At 46.5% G+C, this 17466-nt stretch carries 15 protein-coding genes; 10 read left to right on the top strand and 5 right to left on the bottom strand.

The features are described 5' to 3' along the window. Both L0M98_RS21690 and L0M98_RS21685 read right to left on the bottom strand, forming a co-directional pair. The coding region (locus tag L0M98_RS21690; RefSeq protein WP_227217788.1) for an AAA family ATPase at window positions 1-536 on the bottom strand (536 nt) is incomplete at its 3' end. Window positions 537-929: 393 nt separating this feature from the next. Further along, a complete protein-coding gene (locus L0M98_RS21685) occupies window positions 930-1328 on the bottom strand; it encodes a helix-turn-helix domain-containing protein (RefSeq protein ID WP_227217787.1) in 399 nt (132 codons plus the stop codon). A 257-nt stretch (window positions 1329-1585) separates the two neighbouring features. Here L0M98_RS21685 and L0M98_RS21680 point away from each other — a divergent pair, with 257 nt between their 5' ends. Then, window positions 1586-1828 carry a hypothetical protein gene (locus L0M98_RS21680; protein WP_099293457.1) on the top strand — a complete coding sequence of 81 codons (243 nt, stop codon included), beginning with the start codon at window positions 1586-1588 and terminating at the stop codon, window positions 1826-1828. A gap of 38 nt (window positions 1829-1866) precedes the next feature. Here L0M98_RS21680 and L0M98_RS21675 read toward each other — a convergent pair whose 3' ends face one another. Further along, window positions 1867-2763 (bottom strand): Rpn family recombination-promoting nuclease/putative transposase, encoded by an 897-nt coding sequence (locus tag L0M98_RS21675; protein WP_227217786.1) that lies wholly within the window; start codon window positions 2761-2763, stop codon window positions 1867-1869. A 169-nt stretch (window positions 2764-2932) separates the two neighbouring features. On the opposite strand from L0M98_RS21675, the gene ychF reads away from it, so the two are divergent. Beyond that, a complete protein-coding gene (ychF, locus tag L0M98_RS21670) occupies window positions 2933-4033 on the top strand; it encodes a redox-regulated ATPase YchF (protein ID WP_099293453.1) in 1101 nt (366 codons plus the stop codon). 351 nt (window positions 4034-4384) lie between these two features. Continuing rightward, a complete protein-coding gene (locus L0M98_RS21665) occupies window positions 4385-5941 on the top strand; it encodes an ATP-binding protein (protein WP_227217789.1) in 1557 nt (518 codons plus the stop codon). Here L0M98_RS21665 and L0M98_RS21660 read toward each other — a convergent pair. Continuing rightward, complete coding sequence (locus tag L0M98_RS21660) at window positions 5935-7011, bottom strand: RluA family pseudouridine synthase (RefSeq protein WP_099293449.1); 1077 nt, start codon at window positions 7009-7011, stop codon at window positions 5935-5937. The two genes, L0M98_RS21665 and L0M98_RS21660, sit on opposite strands and share 7 nt — an antisense overlap. Beyond that, on the bottom strand, window positions 7008-7832 hold the full coding sequence (locus L0M98_RS21655; protein WP_099293447.1) for a PASTA domain-containing protein: 825 nt from the start codon (window positions 7830-7832) through the stop codon (window positions 7008-7010). The genes L0M98_RS21660 and L0M98_RS21655 overlap by 4 nt, the downstream gene beginning before the upstream one ends. 161 nt (window positions 7833-7993) lie before the next feature. Between L0M98_RS21655 and L0M98_RS21650 the strand changes: the two genes are divergently transcribed. From L0M98_RS21650 to L0M98_RS21620, 7 genes are all read left to right on the top strand, one after another. Then, the gene (locus L0M98_RS21650) at window positions 7994-9760 is read left to right on the top strand and encodes a LysM peptidoglycan-binding domain-containing protein (RefSeq protein WP_227217785.1); all 1767 of its coding nucleotides are present in this window, start codon (window positions 7994-7996) and stop codon (window positions 9758-9760) included. Window positions 9761-9977: 217 nt separating this feature from the next. Next, complete coding sequence (locus L0M98_RS21645) at window positions 9978-12161, top strand: RelA/SpoT family protein (RefSeq protein ID WP_227217784.1); 2184 nt, start codon at window positions 9978-9980, stop codon at window positions 12159-12161. Window positions 12162-12721: 560 nt separating this feature from the next. Continuing rightward, window positions 12722-13243 carry a UpxY family transcription antiterminator gene (locus L0M98_RS21640; protein WP_227217783.1) on the top strand — a complete coding sequence of 174 codons (522 nt, stop codon included), beginning with the start codon at window positions 12722-12724 and terminating at the stop codon, window positions 13241-13243. Between the two features lie 114 nt (window positions 13244-13357). Beyond that, entirely contained in the window at window positions 13358-14107 is a 750-nt protein-coding gene (locus tag L0M98_RS21635; protein ID WP_227217782.1) for a hypothetical protein, read from the top strand. Between the two features lie 119 nt (window positions 14108-14226). Further along, window positions 14227-16146, top strand: coding sequence for a polysaccharide biosynthesis protein (locus L0M98_RS21630; RefSeq protein WP_186976421.1), 1920 nt, complete (start codon window positions 14227-14229; stop codon window positions 16144-16146). A gap of 29 nt (window positions 16147-16175) precedes the next feature. Continuing rightward, the gene (locus tag L0M98_RS21625) at window positions 16176-16604 is read left to right on the top strand and encodes a BT0820 family HAD-type phosphatase (protein ID WP_099293435.1); all 429 of its coding nucleotides are present in this window, start codon (window positions 16176-16178) and stop codon (window positions 16602-16604) included. A 47-nt stretch (window positions 16605-16651) separates the two neighbouring features. Further along, complete coding sequence (locus L0M98_RS21620; protein ID WP_186976425.1) at window positions 16652-17449, top strand: polysaccharide biosynthesis/export family protein; 798 nt, start codon at window positions 16652-16654, stop codon at window positions 17447-17449. Window positions 17450-17466 lie beyond the last annotated feature (17 nt).

The raw sequence follows: 17466 nt of genomic DNA, 5'->3' as shown, positions 1-17466 counted from the left end.
TAAAACGCTTTCAGCGTATCGCGGTAATATTCCAGCAACGGCATATTTCCTAGAGTCTGCAAGAGAGGCTTGTCGTATTCGTCGACGAGCACGACCACCCCTCGTCCCGTATGTTCGCATGCCCGGCGGATTACTCCGGCGAAACGACGGGAAAGAGTCGTTTCATCCTCTCCTTTCCCATGCACGGATTCCCACTGTGTTAGGTGGTTACTTAGCATAGCGTCTAACGCTTCCGGTCGGTCGTATTTCTCTGCATTCAAGTCGAGATGTAGCACGGGATGCACGTTCCACTCGTTTTCCAGTTGTTCTGCCGCTAGTCCTTCGAATAACTCTCTTTTCCCCTCGAAATATGCCTCGAACGTTGACAATAAAAGGCTTTTCCCGAAACGCCGCGGGCGGCTCAAGAAGCAAGGGGCGCTCTTTGCCGCGATTTGCCACATTAACGCCGTTTTGTCAACGTACAAGAAGTTCTCTCTTCGTATTTTCTCGAATGTCTGTATCCCCACGGGGGGGGGTCTCATTAGGTTCACGTCCATGTTATACTGTTTCGCATCTACACAAAGGTAGGAATAACAATTGAAAATGAAAAGATTCACGAGGCAAGATTGTATTTCAATAAAGGGGGGGCAATTTCTTCTACAAACTCCTCCGTCTGCTTCGCATCCAAGTGAGCCCGGAAACCGGTCTCGAACCAGCTCCCGCTCGGCAAACCGAGAGCAAGCTCTCTTTCTGCCCTCGCTTACTCGCTGGTTTCCTCTATAAACAGAGGAGGAGCTGGTGACTCTTACCGAAAACGGTAAGTAATTCAGCTCTCCCTCTGTTTATAGAGGGAGTACCCCGAAGGGGGGAGGGAGTTTTTAGAAGAAAAGACTTTTAACACATCCTCGCCGGAATACTGCACAAGGGAAGTAGAGGGAGTGTTTTGGGTGTTATTTCTTCTCTTGTAGTGCTTCTTGTAATAATTTTACTTTTTCTTGTTCGGCTTTCAACATACGTTCGTAAAGTTCTACAACTTTATCTATAGGGTTAAAAGTACATTGAAAATGATTAAGTGCTGCAGCTTCATCATGAAAAGTGTTCGCAATTATATTAACTGCTGCTTCGTCGGTCAAGTTTTTTATAGCTTCTACCGGAATCTTCAGAATTTCTGCAACTTTATTCAAAGTTTCATCGTCAATTTCTTCCTTCTGTTCCAATTTCGATACAGCTTGCTGAGTCATGTTTAATTCTAAAGCAAGTGTTTCCTGTTTTATTCCGAGAATATCCCTGTATCGTTTGATATTCTTCCCTTGGTGTGCTTTCGGCATAGTGATCGTATTGGTATCCATATTTAAAGTATAAAATTATTAACAAAATTGCAGATTGTAAAGATACAAATCTATTTTATTTTACAACTATCGGGTTGTATTTTACAACGGTTGATTGTTAAATACTCTCTTAATTCTTCCCTTCTTTGCCATAAAATCAATCTTATGCAAAGTAACGGAAAAAAGAAGATTAAGCCAAAAATTCGGGCAAGGACTTTCATTGATATTGAAGCAATTTAGATTTTGTCCTCTTTATCAATTTAAAATCTTTATTCACGATGGATTACTACAAAAGTGAAATAGCTTATTTGGTTTCTTTAATAATGCAACTTAAAGCTTGTGCGCCACAAAGCGTGATAGACAGACTAGGTATTCAAAAAGCAGAGAAATACCTTGACCGACCGGAGATTGCGGATTGGGATTGGGAAGATGAAACCTCGGAAAACCAATTTCTTTTTCTGACCTTTCTACAAGTCAATATTTGTATTTGCGAGATGGCTTTAGAACAGTTCAAAGATTGATGGTCTACATTTTGATCCGATGTAGACGCATCAAATTATTAAAGATTGGAAATCTCCTTTAACGTTAAGCCGGTAAATTTCGCTATGTCCTCAACGGGCAAACCGCTGGATTTTAAGTTGCGGGCGATGTCAAGGGCTTTTTTCCTCTCGCCTTCCGCTCTTCCTTCCGCTCTCCCTCGTGCCTCTCCCCGGGTTTCTCCTTTTTGTTCGGCGGTATTGATTACATTATTTAAATCCCGGAAAACTTTCAAGCTTTCCTCGTATTCCACCAGTTCGTTTTTGTTGAATTTAGCGATCTCGGCTACACGAAAAACCCGTTCGAAGATACGTTCTTGTAGTGCAACAGGGCGTTCCATTAACCGGGGTAGATTTTTGAGCACGTACATCCACTTGTCAAACAAGGTTTCCAATTCTGTTTCCGTTTTCGTGAATTTTGGCATCTCGAGGTAAATGAACGTGAGTTTGTCGTAGAACACTTCCTTTTTGTTGATGTCCATTAATTTGATCTCGTGATGATAATAATTCTCGTCTTCCCGGTTTTCGTCGAAAACGAAGTTCAGTATACCTATGGTATAGACGGCTTTCAACTTGTAGTCCCATTCTCCGCGTAGGGCTTGTTCCCGGATGGGGAAAGTGGAATAGAAAACGCTCCTATCCTTGAAGAATTGTTGTTCGGCTTTTTGCATCTCGACGATGAACTTCTCACCCTTGTCGTTTTCGCAGTAAACATCGAACACGGCTTTCCTGTCTTTTTCCAGAACTCCCAAGTGTTCATTTCGTAAATAAGTAATATCCACGATGTGTTGTTCCTCGTGCAACAAGGCATTGAGGAAACTGATCAATAAATCTTTACTGATCTCGTTCCCGAACAACCGTTTGAAACCGAAGTCGGTGTAGGGGTTCACGTAACGCTCTTTTAAGTAATCTATGCCCATGGTAATTTCTGTTTATATCACAAATATAGTATTTTTTATTCGATTTGCAAAGGAGAAACAGAGCGGAGGTAGGTATTAACCCGAAAATTGATTATCTTTGCAGGCTCAAATTTTTTGGAGTAAGAACGTGTTATATAATAGATTGATAATAAGGATACAAATATAGACTATGGGTTTACAGTGTGGAATAGTCGGTTTGCCAAACGTGGGAAAGTCGACACTATTTAATTGCTTGAGTAATGCCAAGGCGCAATCGGCGAATTTTCCCTTTTGCACGATCGAGCCGAACGTGGGAGTAATCACGGTGCCGGACGAACGGCTGAATAAGCTGGTTGAGTTGGTGCAACCTCAAAACGTGGTGCCTGCCGTGGTGGAGATCGTGGATATTGCCGGGTTGGTGAAAGGAGCCAGTAAGGGCGAAGGGTTAGGTAACAAATTTTTATCCAATATCCGGGAAACGGATGCTATCATTCACGTGTTGCGTTGTTTTGACGATGATAATATCGTGCACGTGGACGGTAAGGTAGATCCCATTCGGGATAAGGAAACGATTGACACGGAATTGCAATTGAAAGACTTGGAAACGGTGGAAAACCGTTTGGCGAAAGAGGAGAAAAAAGCGCAGACGGGAGGCGATGCCAAAGCCAAACGATTGGTGGAGGTGTTGCATCTTTATAAAGATGCCTTGGTGCAGGGGAAATCTGCCCGTTCCGTGCAGTTGAACGATTTGCAACAAGAGGTGGCGAGAGAGTTGATGTTGCTGACGAATAAACCGATATTGTACGTTTGTAACGTGGACGAGGCTTCCGTGGTGAAGGGCAATAAATACGTGGATATGGTGCGTGAGGCGGTGAAAGACGAGGGGGCAGAGGTACTGGTGATCGGTGCCGCTATCGAGGCGGATATTGCCGAGCTGGAAACCTACGAGGAAAAGCAACTTTTCTTGGAAGACTTGGGACTGGACGAGGCGGGAGTGAACAAGTTAATCCGTACGGCTTATAAATTGTTGAATCTGAGAACCTATTTCACGGCAGGAGTGAAAGAGGTGCGGGCGTGGACGTTCAAGAACGGTATGAAAGCCCCGCAAACCGCCGGAATTATACATACCGATTTCGAGAAAGGGTTTATCCGCGCGGAGGTAATTAAATATGATGATTTCGTTGCACTCGGTTCAGAGGCAAAGTGCAAGGAAGCCGGAAAAATGTCCGTCGAGGGGAAAGATTACGTGGTGCAGGATGGTGATATGATGAATTTCCGCTTTAACGTCTGATATCCATATACTTCCCGTGATGCCGGGAGGGGATTCCTGTTGTACTTTTGGCACGGGAGAATCCGGGGATATCCTCGTGAAATAAAGAAGAGATAAGGGGGTAATAAGGGATCAAAGACGTTACACCTTCGATACAAAGACGTTTCAAAGACGTTCACGAACGTCTTTGAAACGTCTTTGATCAGAAAATGAAAGAAGCGTGTTGCCTGTCTTCATCTTTATCTCTTCTTTATTTCTTCTTGTCCGGTTATATAAATGGGTATTGCTCTTTACTTTATGAACTTTTTTTTTGTCATATTGGGCTTAATAGACTATCTTTGCCTGTATATCTAAAATGAGATTACTATGGAAATGCTGGTAACCAGAAAGCTCCCGATCGGGATACAGACATTCGAGAACATTCGTACGGCTAATTATTTGTATGTAGACAAGACTGCACTCGTGTGGCGGATAGCCAACACAGGAAAACCCTACTTCTTCAGTCGTCCGCGACGTTTTGGGAAAAGTTTGTTGCTCTCGACCTTCGAGGCTTATTTTTCCGGGCGGAAAGATTTGTTCGAAGGGTTAGCGATAGAGGGAATGGAGAAGGAGTGGAACGTGCATCCCGTGTTTCATCTTGACTTGAATGCCGAGAAGTATGACAGGCCGGAAGGATTGTATTCTATCCTCGATAGGTACTTGAAGATGTGGGAAGCCCGCTGGGGAAAAGACGAGGGAGAAACAACCCCGTCAGGACGTTTTTTCGAGGTTATCCGTCGTGCTTACGAGCAATCCGGTCGTGAAGTTGTCGTGCTTATTGACGAGTATGACAAGCCGCTTCTGCAGGCGCTCGGGAGAGATGATGCTTTGCTCGCGAATTACCGTGACTCGTTGAAAGCTTTCTATGGTGTACTCAAGAGTGCCGACCGTTACCTGCGTTTTGTGTTCCTCACCGGGGTGACGAAGTTTTCGCAAATCAGCGTGTTCAGCGATCTCAACCAGTTGAATGATATTAGCATGGACTATAATTATGCCACGCTTTGCGGTATCACTCTTGAAGAATTGAAAGAAAACTTCCAGCCGGAAATAACTCAATTGGCAGCCATCAACGGCGTGACAACCGATGATATATTGACGAAAATGACGGCGCTGTACGACGGCTATCATTTTCACCCGAGGGGAGAGGGAATGTTCAACCCGTTCAGCGTGCTGAACACGTTCTACAAGCAAGAGTTCGGCAGCTATTGGTTCCAGACCGGAACGCCGACCTTTCTAGTGGAGTTGTTGAAGAAGAGTGATTATGACTTGCGCGAGTTGCTGGACGGCGTGGAAGCCCCGGCTTCTTCTTTCACCGAGTACCGGGTGAATGCCGACAACCCGATTCCCCTGATCTTTCAGAGCGGTTACCTGACGATCAAGGATTATAACAGTCGTTTTAATAATTATTTGCTGGCTTTCCCGAATGAAGAAGTAAAGTATGGTTTTATAGATTTTCTCGTCCCATTTTATACTTCTTTGTCAGAGGGGGAACGGGGGTTTTACATCGGCAAATTTGTAGCAGAATTGGAAGAAGGCAATGTCGATGCCTTCATGAAACGGTTGCGGGCATTCTTTGCCGATTTCCCTTACGAGTTGAATACCCGCACCGAGCGTCATTATCAAGTCGTGTTTTACCTCGTCTTCAAGTTAATGGGACAATTCACGGAAGCCGAGGTGCGCAGTGCCCGGGGACGGGCGGATGCAGTGGTAAAAACACCCAAGTACATATACGTGTTCGAGTTCAAACTTGACGGTTCTGCCGAACAGGCTTTGCAACAGATTGATGATAAAGGTTATCTCCTGCCTTACGCTGTTGATGGTCGGGAACTCGTGAAGGTCGGCGTTGATTTCAATGCCGCGGAGCGCAATATCGGAAACTGGATTTATTGATTCTCCTCAATTTCTCTGTTCGCCACGTAATTGCGCCATTTCTCGATAAGCTGTTGCATATCTCGCGGGACTTCCGAGTTGAAGTCCATCCATTCGCCGGTGGCGGGATGCTCGAAGCCGAGAGTTTTGGCGTGTAAGGCTTGACGGGGACAGGTGGTGAAACAGTTTTGCACGAATTGTTTGTATTTCGTGAATGTGGTTCCTTTCAGTATCTCGTTGCCGCCGTATTCGGGATCATTGAACAGGGGATGTTTGATTGATTTAAAATGTGCCCGAATCTGGTGGGTACGTCCGGTTTCCAGCACGCACTCGACTACATTCACGTAGCCAAGGCGTTCCAGTACGCGGTAGTGGGTGACGGCATGCTTGCCGTAGTCGCTGCCCTCGGGGAAGACGCCCATCACTTTCCGGTTGGAGATGCTCCTGCCGATATTACCGATGATCGTTCCGGTTTCCTCGTCCAGATTACCCCAGCACACGGCGACATATTTCCTGCTCGATGTCTTGTGAAAGAATTGGGACGCCAATTTGGTTTTGGCTTCTTCCGTCTTCGCGATGACAAGCAAACCGGAGGTATCCTTGTCTATCCGGTGTACCAGTCCCGGTCGGGGATCGTTTTCCTTGAATAGAGGGTTGCCTTTCAAGTGCCACGCGAGGGCGTTCACGAGAGTGCCCGTGTAATGCCCGTACGAGGGATGTACCACCATGCCCGGCTCTTTGTTGATAACCAGCAGGTAATCGTCCTCGTAAACGATGCGGAGCGGTATATCTTCCGGGATAACACGGATTTCCCGTTTCGGGTGAGGCAACATCAAGGTCACGAGGTCTTTCGGCTTCACCCGGTAATTTGATTTCACGGGTTTGCCGTTTACCTGTACGCATTGGGCTTCTGCCGCCTCTTGTATCTTGGTACGTGACACGTTTGGCAGACGGTCTACCAGAAAACGGTCGATGCGCAATAAATTCTGTCCGGGATCGACTTCCAGACGGAAATGTTCGTAACTTTCCTGTTCCTGCTCCGGTTCGTCCTCGCTTAATTCTTCAAGCTCTTCTAATTCTTCTTCTATCATGGTAATTGCTCCTCGATGGACAGGGAGTCCAGTGCCGTTATTTTTTGTGCGTCTTTCGTGAGGTAGAGTTTTATGTCTCCCCCCATTTGCATGGTCATGTTTTCTTCCGCCTCGGGTTCTTGCTGGTATATGATTGCCGTCATCCGGTCGGCTTCCGTTCTCACGGTGTTGTCGGGGATGATCTCTCCGATATTCAGAAAAGCGTATAACGTGATGTTTCTTGCTTCGGCGAGCGTTTTGCCGAGCAGATAGGGTATGGCTACTTGATTGTTGGGGGTATTGCCGTTACCCAGCACGATATCCACGGTTTCTCCTTTCTGGAGAATCGTGTCGGGTTGCAACACGGTTCCTTTATACTTGAAGTCAAGCACGAGATTCCTGTAATTCGACGGGGCATATTCGATTCTGCCGATGTTCAGACCGAGGTTGCGCAAGCGCTGTAACGACTGCCGGAACGCGGTGTTCCGCAAATTGGGGAATATCACTTTCTCCGGAGCGTTGGCGTTGATCGTCAGTTGTATCGCACGGTTGTTTTTTACACGGGAGTTCGGGGCAGGGAATTGCTCCACTACCGTGCCCGGTTTCGCGTTGTTGTCGTAAATCGAATCCACGACAACGATTTGTAATTTCTTTTCTTTGGCGAACGGGGCAGCCTCTGTCGGGGTGAGTCCCCGCAATTCCGGTACGGCGATGTAATAACCGTGGTTCGTGTATTTATCCAGTTGTTTCAGCACGATATACCCGATCACGAACAACAAGATTGCCGCCACGACAAGGTTGACGAGTAAAACGATAATATGTCCTTTTTTGAAGAAACTCATGCGGTTTATAAAGTTTATAAAGTTTATAAGGTTTATAAAGTTTGCGGTTCCGTAGAGTAAATCGCGAAACGTTTACTACCTTTATCCTGCAAAAATAAGAGAGATTTTTCAATTATCACTACTATTTTACTATTTTTGCTCGGAAAATAAGTATTCAAAAGATGGTAAGATTTGCATTTTTACTCCTGTTGGTATGCGTTTCAGGATATATTAACGCGCAAGAAGTCAAGATAGAGAAGTCAAAGGAATTGATCGTGATTGGTGGAAAATCTTTTTATCTGCACACGGTTCAACCCAAACAGACGCTTTTTTCTATTTGTAAGGCTTATGGGGTGGCGGTCGACGAGGTGAAAGCCTTGAACGGGAAGAAAGATAACGCCCTCTCCGTGGGCGAGGTGTTGCAGATACCTCACGTGGAGCCTTTTAAACGGGTGGACGACAAGTATTACTATCATAAGATGCGTCCGAAGGAGACGTTGTATTCTCTTTCCAAGAAATTCGGGATCAAGTTGAAACGGATATTGAAGGAGAACCCGGAGTACGATGTGAGCCGACCGATAGCCGAAGGGGCTGTGGTGCGCCTGCCGTTGCGTCAGATTGACCGGGGCGTGTTGGAAGCCGAATTACGCTGGCTCGATCGTCAGGAACAGGAGGCGGCACGGCAGAAACAAGAGGAGGAGAAACACGTTGCTCTCTACCCTCCGGCACGCGATTCCTTGGAGGGGATGATGCAACAGGTGGTAGGTGATACCACTTACGTGATTCCGGAGCGGAATTACGAGCGTCGGCACGTGAAAGTGGCTCTTTTGTTACCTTTGTCTGTGAAAGATAATAAGTTGCCATTTACACCGGAGGAGATTCCGGTGGACACGACGGGGGTGAATATTCGTAATGAAAGGTGGCGTTTGAGTGATAAGTCTACCCAGTTCCTGCAATTTTATGAAGGATTTTTAATGGCGGCGGATAGTTTGAAACGACAAGGCTACACGATTGATATACATGTCTATGATACGGAGCGTGACGCTAACGCCACACAGGCGGTGATCGGGGAGTTGAACGGGTTATCGCCCGATTTGATCGTGGGTCCCGTTTACGCGAACACGTATAAGTTAGTTGCCGAGCAGCTCCAAAACAGGGTGATCCCCATGATTTATCCCCTCTCGGCGAGAAGTGGGGAATTGTCCCGCTTTCCGAATTTTGTACAGATGAATATTTCCACGTCTTCGCTGGTGGAGGAAATGGCGGATTGGGTTGCCGCTAACGCTCATGGAGCTCATTTGATTCATATCATTCCGGACGGTAATGCCCGTGCCGGGGAGGTGAATCGTTTGCCGGCACTCGTGCGTGCCCGTATGCAGGGTGAGATTGGCGAGCCGATGCTCGATTACCAGTGGCACCCGCGAATGCACTTGGATTCCGTACGCCGGATGTTGCGACCGGACGTGGAGAATATCATCCTTTTCCCGACAGTCAACGAGGCGGCTGCGAGTCGTGTATTGCCCGTGTTATCCGCCTTGAGTGATCATTACCGTATTACCGTGATCGGTTTCCCGGAGTGGTTGAAGTTCACTTCTATTGATGAGGAAATGTTCTACAAGTTGAACGTGAAGGTGATGATGAATAGTTACGTGGATTACCAGAACGAGGATGCCCAAGCGTTTTCCGCGAAGCACAGGGAGTATTTTCATTCCGAACCGAATAATATTGCAAACCGGGCATTCGATATGGCCATGTATTTTATCCCGCTGGTGGAGAGAGAGAGAACGAACACGCTGAACACGCTGCGTAACAGGGAGGATGACGGGATGTTTACCCGCTTCCGTTTCCGTCCGATAAGTGATTTCGGCGGGTTGGAGAACCGGGGATTGTATTTGATTCATTATAGTTCCAAGTATAATATTGTGGTAACGCCGTTAAGGGGAAAGTAAGTTTATAAAGTTTATAAAGTTTATAAGGTTTATAGACCCCTGCGGGGCGCTTTGTTCACGGCAACGTGTGTTGCCGATATGATTATCTAAAGGATATTTCGGACTTTATAAACTTTATAAACCTTATAAACTTTACAGACCAAAGAGCCGAAGGTTCGAAAGCGGCATTCTTTTTGATAAGAATAAAGAAGTTTGAAATTGCTAAATTAACCCTGCCATGTCAGAATCTATAACTTATACGATAATCCAAAGAAAATACAGAGCGTTATTAAAATCTTGTAAAAATCTTGTTTCTGCCGAGGATGTACGGTTGGTACGTAAGGCATTCGACACCGCTATGAGCAGCGAGGTGAACGTGAAAGGAGTGACGGAGGAGGAACTCGTCCGCTTGATGGATATTGGGATGATTATCACGTCCGAGATCGGACTGGGACGTACTTCGATTATCTGTCTGGTGTTGCGGCGGGTGGTGGAGTCCGGGGGATTAAAGATTGAACAGGTGAAAGCCGTTTTTGGTGACAAGGTGGCACAAATCCTGTCCGGATTGCATGATATCAGCCGTATTTATGCCACTCATCGGGTGGTGGATTCCGATAATTTCCGGAAGTTACTGCTAAGTTTTGCCGAGGATGTGCGGGTGCAGTTGATCTTTTTGGCAGAGAAACTGTATGACTTGCGTCATGCCGACGGTTTGCGTCCCGAGCAACAGCGGGAATTGGCTCGCGAAACAAGTTATATCTATATCCCGTTCGCTCACCGGTTGGGATTGTATAATATCAAATCGGAGATGGAGGATCGAGCCTTGCGTTATAGCGAACCGGAGGTGTACAAGGAGATTTCCTTGAAACTGGAAGGCAGCCGGGAGGCACGCGAGAAGTATATTAACGAGTTTATCGCCCCGATTGTCGAGGAGTTCAATAACCGCGGGGTCAAGTTCAAGGTGAAGTGGCGGACGAAGACCATTGCCTCGATCCTGAACAAGATGCGGAAGAAACAGGTGGAGTTCGAGGAAATATACGATATTTTTGCCGTGCGCTTTATCTTGGAGAGTAGCGGGGCGGAGGAGAAGGCGGATTGTTGGCGAGCCTATTCTATCGTGGCGGACAAGTACACGCCCAACCCGCAACGTTTGCGGGATTGGATTTCTGTGCCGAAATCCAACGGGTACGAATCGTTGCAGACGACCGTGCTGGGACCGAAGAATCGTTGGGTGGAGGTGCAGATTCGCACGGAACGCATGGATGAAGTGGCGGAAAAGGGATTTGCCGCCCACTGGAAATACAAAGGCGGTTCTTCGGACAAGGCGATTGAAGAGTGGCTGACCGAGTTGCGCGAGATACTGGAGAGTTCCGATGTCGGTGCTGTCGATATGCTCGACGATATCAAGATTAATTTGCAGGATAAGGAAGTACACGTGTTCACCCCGGCTGGGGATTTGAAGACGTTGCCGGCAGGGGCTACTTTGTTGGACTTCGCCTACGCGATACACACGGGAGTGGGTTCCCGTTGCGTGGGGGGGAAGGTGAACCAGCGGAACGAGACGCTGCGTTACGTGTTGAAGAACGGCGATCAAGTTGCTATTCTTACCTCGAATAATCAGCAGCCGAGTGCCGATTGGTTGAATATAGCGATTACCTCGAAAGCCCGTAATAAAATCCGGCAGTTTCTGACCGAACATTCCCGCGCACAAGCGACGCTGGGAAAGGAGATGCTGGCTCGCCGTTTTAAAAACTGGAAGTTGGAGTTGACCGACGAGGTAATCCACCGCCTGCAACAACATTATAAATATAAGTTCGCTATTGATCTCTATCAAGCCATTGCCGAGGAGAAACTTGATATGGCGGGAATCAAGGAATTTATTACCAAGCCGAAAGAGGAAGAACGGGCTGCGACCACTCCCCGGGAGGAAGTGCAGGTGATGCCCACCCGCCCGATTAGCGAGGATGTGTTGTTAATCGACCGGAACGTGGATAACGTGGTCTACAAGTTCGCGCAGTGTTGCAACCCCGTGTTCGGTGACGATATTATCGGTTTCGTTTCCATCGGGCAGGGTATCAAGATTCATCGGGCAGAGTGCAAGAACGCCCTCGACCTGCAACGCCGTTATCCTTACCGCATCGTGCAGGCGGCGTGGACAAAGGCGGGCTCAACGTCCTATCAGACCGTTTTGAGTATCGTGGGACGGGAGGATGCCGGGATGGTAACTAAAATTACCGAGGTGATCTCGAAAGACCCGAAGATCAGTTTGCGCGGCTTGTCTATCAATTCGAGTGAAGGGTTGTTTGACGGGCAAATCACCGTGTTGGTAAGTGACACGGATCATCTGGCGCAGTTGATTTCCCGTTTGAAACGGATTCAAGGAGTCATTCGGGTGTATCGTCAAGATTCGGTGAAGGAATAAGCCTGAAAGAATATCTATATTTGTTTTATGGTTGGGCAATCTGTTCTTAACTCTTGCCTAACCTCATGAACGTATCATGGACGTATCATGAACGTAGCATAGACGTAAATTTGCGTTTATGCTACGTTCATGGTGTGTATATACAAGATTTTTGTGGTTAGGCAACGATTATGCAATGAACATTCAAATGTTTACAAGAAGTTATTGTATCTATTTGATAATTTGTTCTTTCGTTAATTTATTTATGAATTAATAAATGATCGTTTAATGCGTTGCAAATATACATCATTTTTATTTTCCGCAAACTTTTTTGATTAGTTTTTTGGTTCTCTCAATTAGATATTTAGTTTTTTGTCGATTATTCATAAGTGCTTTTTTTGACCGTGTCATTAAACGATGGTTTTTTGATATAAAATATTGTTTAGTGAAACAGCTTTCGTGCATCTATAATAAATATCACTGTTTAAGTGGGGTGTGTGGAACACATGGCAATAAATCAGGACCGGTAATAGGGTTAGTGCGCGAAGCGTGTCCGGTCTGCTGATAGAATAAACAATTACATGATCGAGGAGAAAAAAATACACTGGTATGTCGCTTACACGCGGGTGAATCAAGAATTACTGATCAAGAAGAAATTGGATGAATTGGGAATCGAGAATTTTCTCCCGTTAGAGGAACAGGTGCGGGATACGCCGCTTGGGCGGAAGACCATTCGAGTACTTCTGATTCACGGTATGATTTTTATCCGTACGGATAAGGTGACGAGTTTCTCCTTAATTAACGAGCATTCACTGAATATCGTTTACTTGAAAGATTTAGAAGGACGTCGTTCCTTGATCGTTCCCGACAAGCAGATGGAAGATTTCATGTTCCTGCTGGATTTCTCTCCTGATGGTATCGAGATATTGAATAAAGACCTCAAGCGAGGTGATCGGGTTCGGGTTATCAAGGGACCCTTGCAGGGGCTGGTGGGAGAACTGGTGCGCCTGAGGGGACACAAGCGGGTGGTGATTCGTTTGGAGGGTGTGGTGTCAATCGCCACGTCTTACATCCCGGGTTCTTTTCTGGAAAGAATAGAGTAAAACAAAAGGATTAATTTAAGATTTATGAATTATGAATTACGATTTATGATTTAAGAAAGTGCCAACGAGTATAATTAAAATCATAAATCTAAAATCGTAAATCAAAAAATACAAATGGAAAAAGGTTTATTTCACGATTTGTACAAGCGCTTGGAGGAGCTTGACGTTCGGTCATATCCCCCGGGGCAGTTGTCGGGCTTGTTACACGGTTACCTGACGGTGTATTCTATGGTACGGGTATACCCGTGGTTGGAGAATGATTTCGGCACCCCCGGTGATATTCACGAGCGAGCGAAATCGATCGTTCACTTGTTCCCGAGGCAATTGAGAAACGAGGATGTCCCCATCGATACCCGTGCCGGTTACGCGGCGGACATGATGGATGTCTATCAGGTGTACTCGGATTTGGGTTACTTGAGAAACGGTTTGGATGCGGCGTACCGGATTTTTGCGGCACGGGGGAATGGTAAGATCGCGTTGCCTTGCCGTACTCCGAATGTTTGTCGTTTATTGTGCAATTGTTACTATTTTGCCGGGGACGAGGAATGTGGAGAACTTGCCGGACGATTGGTAACAGAGGTGTTGGGGTATATGCGGGGCGGAAACCGTGGAATGTTGTTATCTTGGTGGGATGCTATTTGTTTGTATGATGACGTTGTAGGTGCGATGGAGTTGCCGTTGGAAGAACACGTGCGATTCGGGGAAGAGCGTGCGCGTTTGGTTGTCACCGTGAGGCAAGAGGAGGAGGAGATTGTTAAACGATTCCTGCAATCGCGGGAGAATGATTTTGATGTTACAGTAAAAGTGTTTAATATACTTGCAAAGCGGGAGTTCGCCGTTTGCAACGAGAGATATACCGGGTAACGCAACCCCCGGTAACAGCGTCTCCCTCGACGGTACTTCATAGGCCGGATCAAGCTATTAATACCGGAGGGGACGCTTCTTTAAACTTTTAGAGAATAAGAAGCCTTATCATTTTATAAATGGAAAATTTGATAAACGAGGTATCCAAGTACTTGGTTGAAAGGAAAAGATACGTGAGTTATAAGGTGATTCTTTTGGCGGATGTTTATTTGTCGCTTACTAGTTCGCTTGTGTCGCTTTTTTTTATTGATAGTTTTATCGCGGATCTGTCTTGGTCGGCTTATGCCACGGTACTGTTCGCGGGAGGGGTGACGACTTTTTTAGTTTTTTGGCTCTCGGGAACGAGTAAGAACATCATCCGTCACGCGTCAATGAAAAGTATGGGGAGATTGTGTTTCGCCATACTTTTGAGCGATATTCTTTTAGGAGGAGTGCTTTTTTTGTCCGGTTGGTGCTTGTTCGGCCATCATCTTTTTGCTTTTTGCTTGCTTGATTTTCTCGTGACAACAGTAGTTTTAAGCGGTTTTCGCGTAACGCTGGTACTGGTTTACGATTATGCGATTTCACGGGATGTTTCGGGTAAAAGCCGTGTATTGGTTTACGGGAGCGGGGATAAAAGTGTTGCACTCAAGAAGCGGATGTACACGAGTAAACACTATCAAGTAGTGGGGTTCGTGAACCCGGAGAGGTACTTGAAGTCCTGCGTGATATCCGATTTGCCGGTTTGTTATTTCGAGGACGAGGAAAATTTTTCCCGTTTCGTGAAGAAATATAACATTAACGCGTTGTTGTATCCCTCGCACGAGGAGGCTCGTCGGGAGGCGGATCGTTTGGTGCGTTTTTGTTCGGATTGTGGATTGAAAAATTTAGTGACGCCTCCGGTTGACGTGCTGGGCGATGGATTGAAGAAGACTATCGTTCGTGAAATACGGGTTGAGGATTTACTGGGGCGTGAAGAGATCAAGATAAACACGCGGGAGTGTGCTGAAAATTTTGCCGGCAAGGTGGTGATGGTCACAGGAGCGGCGGGCAGTATCGGTAGCGAGTTGTGCCGCCAATTGACGATTTTGGGTGTGGGGCATTTGATCCTGTTTGATAACGCGGAAACCCCGATGCACGAGTTCCGCATGGAACTGGAAAGGAATTTTCCGGGTTTGAAGTTTAGCCCTTTTATCGGGGATGTCCGTCAGAAGGAACGTTTGCGAATGGCTTTTGAAAAGTATCGTCCGGCGGTGGTTTTCCATGCCGCGGCTTACAAGCATGTTCCTTTGATGGAGGAGAATCCCTGCGAGGCGGTGCGGGTGAATGTGATTGGGTCGAGGTTGGTAGCGGACTTTTGCGTGGAGTACGGGGTGGAAATGATGGTAATGATTTCGACGGACAAGGCGGTGAACCCGACGAACGTGATGGGAGCCTCGAAGCGATTGGCTGAAATCTATGTGCAGAGTTTAGGGTTGGCGATGGAACGGGGAGAGGTAGAGGGGAAGACACGTTTCGTGACCACTCGTTTCGGGAATGTGCTGGGGAGTAACGGTAGCGTGATCCCGTATTTCAGGAAACAAATTGAGCAAGGCGGTCCGGTAACGGTGACAGACCCGAGAATAACCCGTTACTTTATGACGATCCCCGAAGCTTGTCGGCTGGTGATGGAGGCGGCGGTCATGAGTGCGGGGAACCAGATCTTCGTTTTTGATATGGGTGAACCGGTGAAAATCGTAGACTTGGCGGAAAGGATGATTCGATTAGCCGGGTATATTCCGGGTGAAGATATTAAAATCAAGTTTATCGGGTTGCGTCCCGGGGAGAAACTGTATGAGGAAGTGTTGAGTAACGAGGAGAATACCCTCCCGACGGGACATGCCAAAATTCGGGTAGCGCGGGTGCGTGAATACAAGCGGAACGATATCCTGAAGGTTTACGATAAGTTGGCAGAATTGGCCTTGGCGGTAAAGGTGGAGGATACGGTGCGGCTGATGAAACGGGTAGTGCCGGAGTTTAAGTCGAATAATTCGGAGTACGAGAGGTTGGATGTGAAATAGACGAGAGTTGAAAATTGAAAAATTAAGAGATGATAATAGCTGTGGATTTCGACGGTACGATCGTCGAGCATAAATATCCGGCAATCGGTAAGGAGCTTCCTTTCGCCATCGAGACATTAAAAAAGTTACAATCGGAACACCATAAGTTAATCTTATGGAGTGTACGCGAGGGCAAGCTTTTGGATGAGGCTGTTGCCTTCTGCCGTGATCGCGGCTTGGAGTTCTACGCCGTGAACCGCGATTATCCGGAGGAGGAGAAAGAGCAAAACAACCATTTCTCCCGCAAATTGAAAGTAGACATCTTTATTGATGATCGTAATCTTGGCGGTCTCCCGGATTGGGGCATGATCTACGAGATGGTGAGCAAAAAACTTTCCTATGAGGATTTGATGCGCGAATACGAGTCGGAATACGAACCGAAGAAATCGAAAGGTCTTTTCTCTCGTTTGTTTCGTTAAATCCGCGTCATCTGTGTTCAATGAAATAAAAATGATAACAAAATAATATGAAAATCAAAAGATTACTACTTTTATTGGCTTTACCTCTGTTGGTAGCGAGTTGCACCTCTTACAAGAATGTACCTTACCTCAAGAATCCAGAGGCTGTGAACGATTTTAAGGAGACACTTCCTTTGTATGACGCGAAGATCATGCCGAAAGACTTGTTGTGTATCACGGTCAATACGACAGACCCGAAGGCCGCGACTCCGTTCAACTTGACGGTGCAGACTCCGCTCAATGCGGCTTTGACAAATATCAGTACGACTACGCAACCGACCATGCAGCAATACTTGGTGAATAACAAGGGCGAGATCGATTTCCCTGTTATCGGTCGCTTGGCGGTGGGTGGTCTTACAAAGAACGAGGCCGAGGATTTGATTCGCGAGCGTTTGAAACCTTATTTGAAGGAATCCCCGATCGTTACGGTTCGTATGGCTAATTACAAGATCTCGGTATTGGGTGAGGTAGCCCGTCCGGGTAGCTTCACGATCGGCAACGAGAAGGTGAACGTGCTGGAGGCTTTGGCTATGGCAGGTGATATGACGATCTATGGTGTTCGCGATAACGTGAAGCTAATCCGTGAGGATGTGAACGGCAAGCGTAAGATCATCAACCTGAATTTAAACAATGCCGGAATCGTGACTTCCCCGTATTATTACTTGAAGCAGAACGATATTATTTACGTGACCCCGAACAAAACAAAGGCAAAGAACTCCGATATCGGTAACAGCACGACCCTTTGGGTGAGTTCGATATCGATTCTGGTATCTATCGCCGGTTTATTAGTGAACATACTTAAATAATTGAAAATTGAGAATTG

Source organism: Butyricimonas sp. DFI.6.44, assembly GCF_022132345.1.
In the GTDB taxonomy this organism is placed as follows: Bacteria; Bacteroidota; Bacteroidia; order Bacteroidales; family Marinifilaceae; genus Butyricimonas; species Butyricimonas muris.
Note: the sequence above shows the minus strand (reverse complement) of the source record. Positions and strands in the feature narration are given on the sequence as shown.